We start from the raw sequence: 11,667 nt of genomic DNA on the forward strand, positions 1-11,667 counted from the left end.
TGGTGCTCCTAACGGTTGGACAGGATGTGGGAGGTACGTTCGAGAAGCGCGTCGGTTTGGGCAGAGATATCTGCGTAGACCTCGCCGAGCTCGCGGTAGAGAAGTGCGCGGTCAGGATCCGGCAGAAACACGTCTGCCTCGCGCACCATGCGCGCGCTCGCAGCGTCGAAGTCGGGGTAGACGCCGCAGGCCACCGCGGCGCAGATGGCTGCGCCAAGACCCGCCGCGTTCCGCATTTCGTTTCGCACGGCTGGCACGTTAAACACGTCGGCGAAAATCTGCATGCCGACGTCGCTGTTTGCGCCACCGCCAGACAGCACGAGTTTTTCGATCTGTGAGCCGAGCTCGGCCTCCATATCGCTGACGTGCTGTTTCATGCGAAACGCGATGCCCTCGAGAATCGATCGATACATGTGGGCGTAGCCGTGGCGCTCATCGAAGCCGATGAACATGCCCTTCTTGTGAGGCTGGCTCGGTGAGGCAAGCCAGTCGAGCACACACATGAGCCCGTCCGATCCCGCCGGAATATCTGCCGCGAGCTCGTTGAGGTACTCCTCGCGCCCGATGCCGCGCTCGGCGGCGGCCTGGGTGATCTCGGCGCCGACAAGATTGCGCAGCCACGAGACGGTCCACATGCCGCGGCGAATGCCCGCGCTCTCGTAGACGTAGCGGTGTGGCTCTGAGGCGAAGTTCGTGAAGTAGTACTGGGGATCCTTGGCGAATGTCGGCCCAACGACCATCGCCGCAATGTAGGTGCCGAGCGAAACGAGGCCGACCCGCTCGTCGCGCAGGCCGGCGCCGAGCGCTTCTGCTGCCTTGTCGTTTGCGGTGTGCACAACGGGCAGACCCTCTGGAATGCCCGTCGCCGCAGCGAACGCGCTGTTTACATACCCGCCAATCTCACCCGGCATCTTGAGCTCAAACAGCATCTCGCGAGAGATTCCAAACGAGTCAAAGGTGTCGGGATCACTGAACCAGTCCCAGGTGCCCACGTCCATCGGCCAGGGGCCGATGTAGTTCGCTGCGGTGTCGGTAAGGCTGCCCGTGATGCGGCCCATGATGTAGCCGGAGGTCGTGGTGACGTAGGCAACATCATCGGACTCGTGTTCGTAGGGGCGTGAGAGTCGCAGATCCATCCAGCTCTGCACGGGAGCCGCGAGTGTGCCGTCCGCGCGCACGAGCGCACGGCAGCAGCGGATCGTGCACAGGCCGACCCCGACGATGTCGGCGGGGTCACCAGGAAACTGGCGCATGGCACGAGCAGCAGCCGCTTCGAGGGTCGTGTAGAGGTCATCGTCGGGGTGCTCCACGACGCCGGGCGCGGGGGTGTGCATGGGGGCGAGCGCTTCGGCGGTCTCGCACACGATGTGCCCCTCGGTGTCAAAAATGACCACCTTGGTGCTCTGCGAGCCGCCGTCGATGCCGATCAGATATTTCGTTGTCATAGTGCTGCTGTTTCAGGATCGCTAGCGAACCAGGTATCCGCCGTCGACGCTCAGAATGTGACCGTTGACGTAGTCGGAGGCGCGGCTGGCGAGGAACGCGGTTGCGCCCATGAGGTCTTGTGTCTGCCCCCAGCGGCCCGCGGGAACGTGATTCATGACGTGCTGATTCGCGGCGGGGTTCGCCCGGGTTTCTGCCGTGAGTGGAGTCGCGTAGTAGCCGGGCGCGATCCCGTTCACCTGAATGCCAAACGGCGCGAGCTCGTCGCAGTACGCCTTCGTGAGGCCAGCGATGCCGTGTTTGGTTGCTGCGTACGCTGGCGACCACTGGCCGCCCAGAAAGGTAAAGACCGAGCAGATGTTGATGATCTTGCCGCTGCCCTGCGGAATCATAAACTTCGCAACCTCGTGGCTCATCTCGAACGCCGCGGTGAGGTTCAGCGCGACCATCGGGTCCCACTGCTCGCGCGTGAACTTGAGCACGTCAGGTTCGTTGATGCAGCGCCCTGCGCTGTTCACGAGAATGTCGACGCTGCCGAACTCGCTGACGCAGCGCTCGGCGACCTGCTGCGGCACCCCGCTCGCCGTTATGTCGGCGTGCATGTAGGCGTAGCGCGATCCTGAAGCCTCGACGAGTTTCTGTGTTTCGCCGTCATCGGGCATCACACTCGCGGCCAACACGTTGGCCCCCATGCTGGCGAGGGCGGTCGAGAATGCCTGCCCGAGACCTGAGTTGCCACCGGTCACAATTGCGTTTTTCCCGCGAAGTGAGAAAAAGTCTGCACCGAAGTCAGCGATGTTCAGTTCGTTCATGGGGTACCTATCTGCTGTGATGGGGTTTTGAAAGAGGGGGTGGTTGATTGCGGCGCGGGATCACCTGCTCGTGCCGCCGCGCCACAATCAACGCGGGTGTTACTTTTCGAGCGGGAAGATGGTGCCCTTGTTCATGATGCCGTTGGGATCGAACGCCGCCTTGAGGGTCTCGAGCATGTACAGCGAGGAGCCGTATTCTTCGGCAAGGAAGTGGGTGCGGTGCTTACCGACGCCGTGGTGGTGGCACATCGATCCGCCGAGCTTCAGGGTCTCCTCGACAATGATGTTCTGGATCGGATCGTGGTAGCGCGTGCGCTCCTCGGTGGGATCGCAGTCGATCTTGTAGTAATACACGAAGTACATGTTGGTGCCGTTGATGTAGCTGTGGCTTGAGTGCCCGCCGAGCAGCGTGAATTGCGCGGGAACCTCGGCACGAATACGGGCGATGGCGTTTTTGTAGATGTCGCCGATGACGCTCCAGTTGCCCGAGATCTCGGTGGTAAAGCCGTTGTTGAGGGTCTCGCGAATCTCGACGCGCTCCTCTTCGATCTTCGAGACGTCCCAGTTGAGGTTGTTGAACCACTCCTCGATCAGAGCACCGTCGACGCGGTCGGCCTCGGGAAGGTCGCGACGATCTCTTCGATGGCGTTACCGGTTGCATCGGCAATGCCCTTCGGGCCCTCCGCCACAAAAATGAGCACACAACGGCCGTCAGAGAAGTGCTTGAAGTGGTACAGGCCGTCCTCTTGATCGTAGAGGCGCGCAACCGAGGGGCGGTAGCCCGCCGTGACCACCTGGCGCAGAATCTCAATGCCCGTGTTGATGTCGTCGAGCAGGTAGCCGTAGAACTTGTTGTTCTGAGGGTAGTGGCGGAAGATCTTGACGCTGACCTCGGTGATGTAATTGAGGGCGCCCTCGTTGCCGAGCACCAGGTGGCGAATGTCGGGCCCAGCGGCGCGGCGCGGCACATTTTTGATGCGGCAGATCTCACCGTTCGGGAAGACGGTCTCGACGCCAACGAGCATGTCTTCGATGCCGCCGTAGAGGGTTGAGAACTGGCCGATCGAACGGGTTGCGACGAGCCCACCGAACTGGGCGAGTGGCTTCGACTGCGGGGAGTGGCCGGTGGTAAAACCGATCTTGCGCAGTTCGTCTTCGAGCTGCTCAAGGCCAACACCGCACTGCACCGTGGCGAGCATGTCGGTGGTATTGATCTCAAGGATCTGGTTCATGAGCGAACCGTCAACCACGATGGAGTTCTCAACGACGGTCTCAAGCCCGCCCTCGGTTGCACTGCCGCCGGTCTTGGGCACGACGTTGATGCGGTGTTCGTTCGCAAACACCAGAATCTTGGCGACTTCCTCCTTGGAGACCGGCTTCACGACCGCGGCGGGCAGCGGCAGTGAGTAGGTTCCGAACACGTTCTCGACCTTGTAGTAGCGATCGACGCTGTTTTCTTTGAGGGTTTGCTCGTCGGTCAGCACCCGGTCGGGTGACAACATCTCGGTGTAGGCGACAACAATCTGTTCGCGGGTGAGTGTTGTGGTGATGGTGTCTAGCACGGGGCAAGATTCCTTTCGCGGGGCAGCTGGGGCGGAAAACAGGCAAAGAGACCGTGCGGAGGCACAAAAAAAGAACAGCAATCTCCCTTAGGTAAAAAGGAGGCTGCTGTTCTCTAATCTCTAGCAACCGTTCCGACCGAGATCGAAACGTGTATTCAGTTGTGAGTTCTTCCCTGGATGCTAGCACACCCGCTACATCTTCCAAACGTCCCGGTTTGAGGACGCGATTGCGATGGCACCGGCGTCGAGTGCGTTGAGCACGTCCTGTTTGTCGCAGACGAGTCCGCCGGCGATTAAGGGCAGATCAACGTCTTCCTTGATCCAGGAGATCACCCGCGGCATACACCCGGGGAGAATTTCGACAGCGTCAGCCCCCGAGATGCCGAGTTGCTTGGGCAGGTTGTGATAGCTGAACGAGTCAACGAGAAACATGCGGTGGATGCTGGCGAGCTTCTTCGATTTGGCGTACTTCACCATCATCGCCTTTGTGCTCAAGATGCCATCAAGGGCGGTGTTTGCCTGCAGAAAGTCGATCGTGACCGTTTTGCTCGAGAACCCCTCGATCAGGTCGACATCAACGAAAACCGTCTTGCCGGCATCTTTGAGTGTCTCGACAATGGAGGGGATCGTGAGGATCGATCCAAAGAGCACAAACACCACCGGGCACTGCGTCTGCAGGACTGCCTTGGCATCGGCCTCACTTTTGACACTGGCAATGACGGGGTGCAGCAGCAACACATCTTCAAGCGAGGAGTGGGCTGCTGTGTTGCTGCGTGACGAAGCGGTATCGAGGGGGCTCACCGGTGAGATCCTTAGTGTGTGCGGGGTGGAGGCTGCCTGCAGGGGAGGCAAGTGAGATAAGCATAGCCGCGGTGTCGAAGCTGCAAGAATGGGAACATGACTGACCTGACGCAGCGACCCACCACCATCATCACCGGGGGCACACGAGGGATCGGCGCCGCTATTGCTCGCCGACTTGCCCTTGCGGGGCACGACCTGTTTTTGGTCTACCGCAATCGCGCCGATGAGGCCGAACTGGTGGCGGCAGAGTGCCAAGCCGCGGGCGCTCGGGTTGAGTTGTTGCAGGCCGATCTCGCCGACTTGGACGCCGCCGAGGCGGTCGTTGGCGAGGCTGTTGCTCGCTTCGGTCGCGTCACCGGTCTGGTCAACAACGCCGGTATTACGGGTCGCATTGGCAGCTTCCTCGACGCTCCGATCGAAGAGACCGAGCACATGTTCCGCCTCAACGTACTCGCACCGATTGTGCTGACCCGTTCTGCGATTCGGCACATGTCAACGGAGCTGGGAGGATCCGGCGGCGCCATTGTCAACATCTCCTCCGGGGCGGCCACCAGCGGTGCCGCCCACACTTACGTGCCCTACTCGATGAGCAAGGCAGCGATCAACATGCTGACCCTCGGTACCGCCCGCGAGTTCGCCGCCGCCGGGGTGCGCGTGAACACGGTTTCGCCGGGCACCACCCGCACTGAGATTCACGCCGACGCGGGCCGCCCCAATGCCCCGGAGGAGCGCGCTGCGGGCATTCCGATGGGCCGCGCGGGCAACCCCGAAGAGATCGCGGGTGCCGTCGCCTACCTGCTGGGCCCCGAAGCCAGTTACACAACGGGCACAGACATCAGGATCGCCGGGGGTAACTGACGCCCCGCGCCTTCCTGCGGATTACGCCGAAGGAACGGGTGCCGCGATCCTGACCGATGCCAGCTGCTCGGCCCGGGTCGGGGCCGCGTGCACCGTGATGAGTTCATCGACGTCGGCGAACTTCGCAAAGGCCTCAAGCTCGTTGAGCACACGATCCCGCGCCCCAATCGCGGTGTACTTCAGCATGCCACGAATCTCCACGGCGGCAGGGGTGTCGAACAGCTGCGAGGCCTCGTCGGTGGTCAACTCGCGCTCGCGGCCGCGTGACAGAAAGCGGCGCACGCGGTCGAGCTCGGTACGGGCATACAACGCTTCCGCCGCCTCATCGGTCTCGGCTGCAACAACGTTGACCCCCGCGCTCACGTAGGGCGTGGGGTGCGCCTCGCTCGGCACGTAGTGTGCGCGGTAGTGCTGCACGGCGGCGGTCAGGGCCTGCGGTGCGAAGTGGGAGGCAAACGAGTACGGCAGCCCGAGCTGTGCCGCGAGGCTCGCACCGAACAGGCTCGAGCCGAGAATCGTGAGGGGCACGTTGGTGCCGCGCCCCGGATACGCGTTAACCGCGGTGCGGGGGAGTTCGTCGGAGAGGTAGCGCTGCAGCTCCATGACGTCCTGCGGAAAGTTATCGGCAGCCTGCAGGGTACGGCGCAGGGCTCGGAAGGTGGCACCATCGGTGCCGGGTGCCCGCCCGAGGCCGAGGTCGATCCTGCCCGGGTGCAGTTCTGCGAGCATGCCAAACTGCTCGGCGATCACGAGCGGTGAGTGGTTCGGCAGCATAACGCCGCCCGCACCCAAGCCGATCGTGTTGGTGTGAGCGGCAATGTGCGCGATGAGCACGGCAGTCGCGCTCGACGCAATCGAGGCCATGTTGTGGTGCTCGGCGTACCAGATGCGACGGTAACCGCTGCGCTCGGCCGTTTGAGCAACCTCCACCGAGTGGGTGAAAGCGTCGGCAATGCTGCCGTCCGCTTCGACGGTTGCGAGATCCAGGATCGAGAGCGGGGTTGCAGTCATGAGGAGTGCAACCCCGCTCGATCCCGCGCTATTCCCTAGAGGGTTGGCCGCGGGGTTTAGACCCGCGCGAAGTCCTTCTCCGAGGTCCAGTTCTCCCACTGGCCGCTGTTCTCGAACTCAATATCGAGGGGAATGTTGGAGCGATCGCGCAGGATTGTCGTCGCAAACAGGCCGATGAACGTAATGAACATCAGGTAGACCGTGATCGCCCAAGTGGTCTCGTAGGTTTGCAGCAGCACCTGCGCGATGGTGGGAGCGAACGCGCCGCCGATCACACCGCCAAGGGCGTAGCTGATCGAGATTCCCGAGTAGCGCAGCGAGGCGGGGAAGCTCTCGGCGAACCACACAGCAGCAGGCCCATACGTCAGGCCGAGGCCAACCGCGAGCAGGCAGGTGCCAAGAAGCACGTGGAAGGCGTCGCCGCCCATGACGAACTGGAAGAGTGGGATCACGCCGATCGCCTGGATGAGCCAGGCGAAGGTCATGAGCTTCTTGCGCCCGAAGCGGTCGGAGAGCGGGCCCGAGAAGAACGTGAAGATGCCCCACACGAGTGCGGCTGTGAGCACCGCAAGCTGCACCTGCACGGGGTCGTAGCCGAGACCGCCCTCTGTCGTCGGACGCGAGGCGAGGCCCTGCACGTAACCACCGGTCAGCATGTAGCCGACGCCGTTGTTGCCCGCGAACAGCAGGGCGCACAGAATGACGAGGGGAGTGTGGCGCTTGAAGACCTGCACGATCGGGGCGGATCCCTGCTGTTTGCTCTCCTTGATCTCGCTGAACACGGGGGACTCGTCGACCGTGCGGCGGATGATGAAGCCCGCAACAATCAGCACAACCGAGATGAGGAACGGCACACGCCAGCCCCACTGCTCAAACGCCTCGCCCGGCGCAATGACTCGCATAAAGGCGAGCACGCCCGAGGCGAGCAGCATGCCGAGTGGCACACCCAGCTGCGGGAAGATGCCGTAGAAACCGCGCTTGCCCTTGGGGGCGTGCTCCACCGTCATGAGTACGGCACCGCCCCATTCGCCACCAGCGGAGATGCCCTGCAGGATGCGGAGGAAAATGAGGAGCGCGGGTGCCGCGTAGCCGATCGTGTCGTAGGTCGGCAGCAGGCCGATGCCCACCGTTGCAATGCCCATGAGCAGCAGGGTGATGACGAGCATCGGGCGGCGGCCGAGTTTGTCGCCGAAGTGGCCGGCGAGGAACGCACCGAGCGGGCGGAACAGGAACGAGAGGCCGATTGTGATGAGGGAGAGGATCTGCATCATCTGCGGCCCCGCTGGTTCAAAGAAGAGCTTTGCCAGGACCAGGTTGGCGGCGAACGCGTAGATGAAGAAGTCGTACCACTCGATGGTCGTTCCGACGATCGATGCGGCAACGACTTTACGGCGTTCTCTCGCTGAAGTTGGGGTGGGCGAATGGGGAGAGTTCACCATGTGACATCCTTGTCTAACTATCGAACAAACGAACAGGGTCTTATCTTACATAAGTTGCCCAGTCTGCTCAATAGTTTCGTGGGATTTTTGGCCGGGTGGGTTCTTCTAACCCCCGGAGTTGCGTGCGCCTGGGAAGGTCAATTCATTCCGCTGGTATTTGACCAAAACGGTGATCACCCGGGCCGGATTGTTCGTCCAAACGATAAGGAATGCAATAGAAACCGATGTAGATGATTCGCTTCACATCAGTTCCCTTTCATGCCTCAAGACCTTCTGAACGACGGCAAACCACTGTAACGCCTCCAAACATGTAGTTCAGCGATAACACCGGAAGTCCGGTCAGCCGGCGAGGTGTGCGTCCGTCATGGTTCCATCCGGTTCGACGTAGAACGTAATGGAATGACCCCCAAACATTTCGCCGTCGTCGAAATAGGTCGTTATTAAGCCCTCGTCATTGATGGCAAGTTCACTGAGCCGGATGCGCCGCGCAAACGTGTCGGCGGTTATCGGTTCCGGTGCTGGTTCGCTATCGTCCTCCTGCTGCCAGTCATTGGCCAAGCCGGTAAGCTTCGTCGCGGCAAAGGCACGCCAGCTGGCCTCGACGCGCGGCAGCGCCGCGACAAGCTCGGTCAGATAAGAAAGCGCCACAGTGCAAGTTTCAGCACCTTCGACGGAACCTTCATCAACATCGAGTGACACGCCAATTGCACTATCGTCCCGGTGGAGGTCTCCAATGAAGCACTCGAAAGCGCGATCAAGCGTGAAGCTGCCAAAATCTCTGGAGATGGTGTTGGGTTGCAGCCAACGCTCCATTCGCTCGTCGAGGGCGGGGACATGCACATCACGCTCAATCACCTGTTCAAGGGCGAAATGATGGGCGGTATTCGGAACGGGTAGGCCAAGCTTTTTGCGTGCAACAGGGTCAGAGATAGCTCGGCGAACCCGCACCACGTACTGAGTCAAAGGTTTGAGATCGTGGATCCAGGTACCGCGCTGCTCGCCGGTAGCAAGCCAATAGAGCACACCCTCTTCCGAGACAATCGCGCCGGTCTCGTCAACATGCGCAATGACATCTATAGAAGGTGACCAGAGAGATTCTCCGCGAAAATGAGTCGCTCCACTTCCTATTGAGCCAGTGAGAACAACGATGTTGATGTGCGCTGACTCGTATCGCCTGTCGAACGCCTTACGCTCCCGCTTCTCGGACATACCATGAATGCTAGCGGCACAACTTGTGCTGATTTCGCAGGGGAAGTTATCTTCAACTTCGCAGGAGTAGGCTGATGAAATGGCCGAGCGTATGAACGAGGGCAGCGCCCTCTTCGCGCCTGACATCGTGTCTATCTGGATCGGCATATTCGCAGACGAAAGCGCGCTACGTGCCTACCTAGAACCCGTCTATACCGACGACGGTGACACAAGAAGCGATTTCCGGGCCGACTTCGACATCGACTACGACGATGACTTCGCTGAAGCCGACCTCAGCACCAACCTCGTCGAGCAGCTACCGCAGCACTCCTACGGTTCAACCATCGACGCTGCCGCCCTCGCAGACATTCGCCGTTACCCAAGCGCGAACGCGCTCCTGCTTCTCTACAACATCGACGCGTCCGCGTTCCAGAACCACCCGGGCCGAATGACCTTGCTCGGCACGTACGCCTATAGCCCGACGACCCCGGACCTTTCGAGGTACTACTAGGGGTGGCTCGCAGCCGGGGCATACACTAAGGCCCCCGCTGGCGAACCAGCGGAGGCCTTGAAATGTTGAACTACTCCGCGTCGATGATCGAGAGCAGCAGGTGGCCGTTTGGCACGGTCTGCCCAACCGGGGCATCGATGCTCTGCACGACACCGTCGCGGTGTGCGTAAATCGACTGCTCCATCTTCATGGCCTCAAGAACTACAACCAGGTCGCCCTCTGCGACCTCCTGGCCCTCGGTAACCGCAACCTTCACGACCGTTGCCTGCATGGGCGCAGCGACCGAGTCGCCAGTGGCCGCGGAGACTCCCGAGCCCTTCGCGCGCTTCGGAGCGGGGCCACGCGTGACTTCCTGGTCGACGAGTGGCAACAGGGTTGCCGGCATAGTGACCTCGATGCGGCGACCCGCAACCTCGGTCACGACGGTCTGGCGCTTTGGATCAGCCAGGAGCGAGGCGACCTCGCCCTCCCACGGCTCGATGTTGTTTGCGAACTCGGATTCGATCCACGTTGTGTACACACCAAAGTGGCCGTCGGCGGCGGTGAATGCCGGATCCCGAACAATCTCGCGGTGGAACGGCAGCACGGTCGGCAGACCCTGCACCTCAAACTCGTCGAGTGCGCGACGGGCCCGCTCGAGCGCTTCCTCGCGGGTGGCGCCCGTGACGATCAGCTTGCCGAGCATCGAGTCGAAGGCGCCCGAGACAACGTCGCCAGCAACCACACCCGTGTCAACACGAACGCCGGGGCCCGAAGCCGCCTGGAACACCGTTACCGGGCCGGGTGAGGGCAAAAAGCCGTTGCCTGCGTCTTCGCCGTTGAGACGGAACTCAAACGAGTGGCCGTGTGCAACGGGGTCCGGGTAGTCGAGTACGCCACCCTCGGCGATGCGGAACTGCTCGCGAACGAGGTCGATGCCGGTGACTTCTTCGGAGACCGGGTGCTCAACCTGCAGTCGCGTGTTGACCTCGAGGAACGAGACGGTGCCGTCGCGAGCGACCAGGAACTCGCAGGTGCCAGCGCCGACGTAACCGACCTCGCGCAGAATCTCCTTCGAGGCGCGGTAGAGCTCGGCGTTCTGCTCGTCGGTGAGGAAGGGCGCGGGCGCCTCTTCAACCAGCTTCTGGTGGCGGCGCTGCAGCGAGCAGTCGCGAGTCGACACCACAACCACGTTGCCGTGTGCGTCAGCGAGGCACTGCGTTTCGACGTGGCGCGGCTTCTCCAAGAACTTCTCAACGAAGCACTCGCCGCGACCGAAGGCTGAGATTGCCTCGCGGGTTGCAGACTCGAACAGCTCCTCGACCTCATCGCGCTGGTAGGCGACCTTGAGACCGCGGCCGCCGCCGCCGAAGGCGGCCTTGATAGCGACGGGAAGACCGTACTGATCCGCAAACGCGACGACCTCGGAGGCGTCTTTTGCGGGGTCGCTGGTGCCGGGGGCAAGCGGGGCGTTCACCTTTTCAGCGACGTGGCGGGCCGAGACCTTATCGCCCAGGCGCTCAATCGCCTCTGGGCTGGGGCCGATCCAAATGAGACCGGCGGCGTTGACCGAACGTGCGAAGTCGGCGTTTTCAGCCAGGAAGCCGTAACCCGGGTGGACAGCATCCGCTCCGGATCGCCGAGCCACACCAAGAATCTTGTCGATAACGAGGTAGGTCTCGGCGCTTGTGGTGCCCCCGAGTGCGTACGCTTCGTCGGCGAGCCGAGCGTGCAAAGCGTCGCGATCCTGGTCTGCATATACCGCGACGGAGGCGATGCCGCTGTCTGCAGCTGCTCGAATAATACGGACGGCGATCTCGCCGCGGTTGGCGATCAAAACTTTACGAATACGCGACATGGGGTCCAGCCTATTGGAGCGAGTGGAGTAACCCTTGGATATATCGCACAAACATTTCGCAGAAACGCGGTTCAGTATCGCCAGCGCCCGGAGCGGTTGCGCGAGTGGGGCCAAAATTACACAACGCCTGTTTATGTGTTAGTGTGCCTATTGCTTGTCTGCGCATCGATCCCTACGAAGCGCGAAGGTTCTCTTGGGGTGTCGT

General features: G+C 61.7%; 11 protein-coding genes. 2 read left to right on the forward strand and 9 right to left on the reverse strand.

Annotated features, from left to right (window positions below; translation table 11 throughout):
* Positions 1 to 8: 8 nt before the first annotated feature.
* From G7068_RS11695 to G7068_RS11710, 5 genes are all read right to left on the reverse strand, one after another.
* Complete coding sequence (locus G7068_RS11695; protein WP_166292116.1) at positions 9 to 1,445, reverse strand: FGGY-family carbohydrate kinase; 1,437 nt, start codon at positions 1,443 to 1,445, stop codon at positions 9 to 11.
* 21 nt (positions 1,446 to 1,466) lie between these two features.
* Positions 1,467 to 2,255, reverse strand: a complete 789-nt coding sequence (locus G7068_RS11700) for an SDR family oxidoreductase (RefSeq protein ID WP_166292117.1) — start codon at positions 2,253 to 2,255, stop codon at positions 1,467 to 1,469.
* 99 nt (positions 2,256 to 2,354) lie between these two features.
* A complete protein-coding gene (locus G7068_RS16530; RefSeq protein ID WP_341873773.1) occupies positions 2,355 to 2,849 on the reverse strand; it encodes an FAD-binding oxidoreductase in 495 nt (164 codons plus the stop codon).
* Positions 2,846 to 3,817 (reverse strand): FAD-binding oxidoreductase, encoded by a 972-nt coding sequence (locus G7068_RS11705; protein WP_244304480.1) that lies wholly within the window; start codon positions 3,815 to 3,817, stop codon positions 2,846 to 2,848. The genes G7068_RS16530 and G7068_RS11705 overlap by 4 nt, the downstream gene beginning before the upstream one ends.
* Positions 3,818 to 4,009: 192 nt before the next feature.
* Positions 4,010 to 4,618, reverse strand: coding sequence for a glycerol-3-phosphate responsive antiterminator (locus tag G7068_RS11710; protein ID WP_166292118.1), 609 nt, complete (start codon positions 4,616 to 4,618; stop codon positions 4,010 to 4,012).
* Positions 4,619 to 4,714: 96 nt separating this feature from the next.
* Here G7068_RS11710 and G7068_RS11715 point away from each other — a divergent pair, with 96 nt between their 5' ends.
* Positions 4,715 to 5,476, forward strand: coding sequence for an SDR family NAD(P)-dependent oxidoreductase (locus G7068_RS11715; protein WP_166292119.1), 762 nt, complete (start codon positions 4,715 to 4,717; stop codon positions 5,474 to 5,476).
* A 21-nt stretch (positions 5,477 to 5,497) separates the two neighbouring features.
* Here G7068_RS11715 and G7068_RS11720 read toward each other — a convergent pair whose 3' ends face one another.
* The 3 genes from G7068_RS11720 to G7068_RS11730 all read right to left on the reverse strand — a co-directional run bounded on the left by G7068_RS11720 (position 5,498) and on the right by G7068_RS11730 (position 9,135).
* On the reverse strand, positions 5,498 to 6,487 hold the full coding sequence (locus G7068_RS11720; protein ID WP_166292120.1) for an LLM class flavin-dependent oxidoreductase: 990 nt from the start codon (positions 6,485 to 6,487) through the stop codon (positions 5,498 to 5,500).
* 56 nt (positions 6,488 to 6,543) lie between these two features.
* The gene (locus G7068_RS11725; RefSeq protein WP_166292121.1) at positions 6,544 to 7,926 is read right to left on the reverse strand and encodes an MFS transporter; all 1,383 of its coding nucleotides are present in this window, start codon (positions 7,924 to 7,926) and stop codon (positions 6,544 to 6,546) included.
* A gap of 339 nt (positions 7,927 to 8,265) precedes the next feature.
* A complete protein-coding gene (locus G7068_RS11730; RefSeq protein WP_166292122.1) occupies positions 8,266 to 9,135 on the reverse strand; it encodes a DUF2262 domain-containing protein in 870 nt (289 codons plus the stop codon).
* 79 nt (positions 9,136 to 9,214) lie between these two features.
* Here G7068_RS11730 and G7068_RS11735 point away from each other — a divergent pair, with 79 nt between their 5' ends.
* Complete coding sequence (locus tag G7068_RS11735; RefSeq protein WP_166292123.1) at positions 9,215 to 9,625, forward strand: immunity 22 family protein; 411 nt, start codon at positions 9,215 to 9,217, stop codon at positions 9,623 to 9,625.
* Positions 9,626 to 9,695: 70 nt separating this feature from the next.
* Here G7068_RS11735 and G7068_RS11740 read toward each other — a convergent pair whose 3' ends face one another.
* The gene (locus G7068_RS11740; protein ID WP_166292124.1) at positions 9,696 to 11,462 is read right to left on the reverse strand and encodes an acetyl/propionyl/methylcrotonyl-CoA carboxylase subunit alpha; all 1,767 of its coding nucleotides are present in this window, start codon (positions 11,460 to 11,462) and stop codon (positions 9,696 to 9,698) included.
* Between the last annotated feature and the right edge of the window lie 205 nt (positions 11,463 to 11,667).

Source organism: Leucobacter viscericola, from assembly GCF_011299575.1.
Taxonomy (GTDB): Bacteria; Actinomycetota; Actinomycetes; order Actinomycetales; family Microbacteriaceae; genus Leucobacter; species Leucobacter viscericola.

Bases quoted from the DNA above. Each gene is read 5' to 3' on its own strand.
- G7068_RS11695 (WP_166292116.1), bottom strand. From the start codon at position 1,445: ATGACAACGAAATATCTGATCGGCATCGACGGCGGCTCGCAGAGCACC.
- G7068_RS11700 (WP_166292117.1), bottom strand. From the start codon at position 2,255: ATGAACGAACTGAACATCGCTGACTTCGGTGCAGACTTTTTCTCACTT.
- G7068_RS11715 (WP_166292119.1), top strand. From the start codon at position 4,715: ATGACTGACCTGACGCAGCGACCCACCACCATCATCACCGGGGGCACA.
- G7068_RS11720 (WP_166292120.1), bottom strand. From the start codon at position 6,487: ATGACTGCAACCCCGCTCTCGATCCTGGATCTCGCAACCGTCGAAGCG.
- G7068_RS11725 (WP_166292121.1), bottom strand. From the start codon at position 7,926: ATGGTGAACTCTCCCCATTCGCCCACCCCAACTTCAGCGAGAGAACGC.
- G7068_RS11730 (WP_166292122.1), bottom strand. From the start codon at position 9,135: ATGTCCGAGAAGCGGGAGCGTAAGGCGTTCGACAGGCGATACGAGTCA.
- G7068_RS11735 (WP_166292123.1), top strand. From the start codon at position 9,215: ATGGCCGAGCGTATGAACGAGGGCAGCGCCCTCTTCGCGCCTGACATC.
- G7068_RS11740 (WP_166292124.1), bottom strand. From the start codon at position 11,462: ATGTCGCGTATTCGTAAAGTTTTGATCGCCAACCGCGGCGAGATCGCC.